This is a genomic window from Kluyvera intermedia, assembly GCF_021440345.1.
Lineage (GTDB): Bacteria > Pseudomonadota > Gammaproteobacteria > Enterobacterales > Enterobacteriaceae > Kluyvera > Kluyvera intermedia_A.
In genome coordinates, this window is the sequence record NZ_JAKCNS010000185.1 from 1 (window position 1) to 496 (window position 496).

At 32.9% G+C, this 496-nt stretch carries 1 protein-coding gene; it reads left to right on the forward strand.

Annotation, left to right across the window (positions count from 1 at the left end; translation table 11 throughout):
* Positions 1-496: hypothetical protein (locus LZ634_RS22620; protein ID WP_234508964.1), on the forward strand; the 496-nt coding region annotated here is incomplete at both ends.

Genomic DNA, 496 nt, shown 5'->3' on the forward strand with positions numbered 1-496 from the left:
AAAGTTGTTTATGATAGTCTATATGGTAAAGTTATACCAACCCATATGCTACGTTCTGTACTTAGGACAATAAAAAAATTCCCAATCTTTGACTATAATGGTTCGATACTGCTGAGTGATATTATCAGTAATAATTCTGGTAAATGTGTTTTATCTTACATCGATAGCGCGATCTATAAACTCAATGAGCATGGTGTGATAACACCATCACGAGGTTATTCATGGGAGAGCCGGGATTTATTTACTGATTCCTTTACTAGCATGGTTGATAATATGCTAACCTTAATTGAGAATCGACCACTTTGGGATGTAATGCTAAAGAAATTGCTTCTAAATATTCTGGTGAAATATATTAAAAAGGGAATGTCAAACCAATCATTGCTAGATAGTCTGACATCATCAGAGAAAAAAGTTTTCATTGAAAAATTTAATTTCGCAGTGAATTTAGTTGGGCGTAAATGTATTCAAGAGTATACAATTTCTATTGCTGAGCATT